1 protein-coding gene is annotated in these 1,264 nt (G+C 65.7%); it reads left to right on the top strand.

What is annotated here, in order from left to right:
- Positions 1–1,264: helix-turn-helix domain-containing protein (locus tag ACMO6A_RS03775; RefSeq protein WP_418470805.1), on the top strand; the 1,264-nt coding region annotated here is incomplete at both ends.

The following is a 1,264-nucleotide window of genomic DNA, read 5'->3' on the forward strand; positions in this document are numbered from 1 at the left end:
GGCCTCGTGGTCATCGATGTCGCAGGACGCCTGGGAAGCGACGCGACGATGATGGCGCTGCTGGTGGGAGGATCGGTGCTGACGGGCGTGGGTTACGGCTACTACTGGGGAAGCTGGGCGGAGTACCTGGGACGCATGCACCCCTCGCGCACGTCGTTCTACGTGCCGATGGCGTTTTTGCTGACAGCTGCGCTGTTCCTGATCATCTCGCTCTCGGCCGAATACGAAAGCGCCCCGCCGCTGCTGTTGATGCTGCCGCTTCCCGTGCTGTCGCTCGTCTGCCTGCGCCGGTGCCATGCAGAGGTTCCCGACGGGCGCTACGCGCGCACCGTGGACTCGAAACGCTACCTTACGGCGCTCGCCTCGCTGGTCACGCTCATCGTGGCCAGCCTCGTGCTATCGCTGCTGTTCGGGCTCGTGTGGGAGATGACGGTGTTGTCGGTGGGATCGGTGAACGAGGCGCACCAGGCGCCGCTCGTTGCGAACCTCGTGGTGGCCGTATGCCTGATCGGGCTTGTGCTATACGCCCACAAGCGTCTTGACCTGGCCTTGGCATACCGCGTCATCGTGCCCGTCATCGTCATCCTGTTCGCCGTGCTTCCGTTCTTCTGGGAGACGAGCCCCGTGGTGCTCAACGCCGTGATGAGCGCATGTTACGGGACGTTCGACGTGATCATCTGGTACATGGTGGTGTCGGCCTCCTACGACTTCGCCGTTTCGGGCTTCGTCATCGGCGCCCTGGTGCGCGGATTGTCAATCCTGGCGCGCCTGCTGGGAATCGGCATCGGCTATCTGCTCATGCTCGTGCCGGGAAGCCCGTCGTTGCTGATCGTTGGTATATCGGTGGGCGCAGTGTACGTGCTTGCCATGCTGGGACTGTTCTACCGCACGCGTCGCAAGGGCATGCCGATCGTGGTGGAGGACGAGCCGATCGAAAAGAAGGCGGCCGCACCTGCGACGAACGCACCGCCCGCAGAGCCGGCGAACGCGCCGGCCGCCGTCATCGCCCCCGTCGTGCAGGCGGCCGAAGCTCCCGCAGCCTCCATCGCTCCCGCAGCTCCCGAAACCCGGCCGGACGACGCGCCCCTCAGCGAGGAAGCCGTGTTCGAGCAGATCGCCGAGGACTTCAGCCTGACGCGGCGCGAGGCCGAGCTGCTGCCTTTCATCGCGCGCGGCCGTTCGGCGCGCGTCATCGCCGATGCCCTGTTCGTGTCCGAGAACACCATCCGCACCCACACCCGCCGCATCCTGGAGAAAACCGACC

Origin of the sequence: Eggerthella sp. (assembly GCF_048329335.1) — a bacterium.
Taxonomy (GTDB): domain Bacteria; phylum Actinomycetota; class Coriobacteriia; order Coriobacteriales; family Eggerthellaceae; genus Eggerthella; species Eggerthella lenta.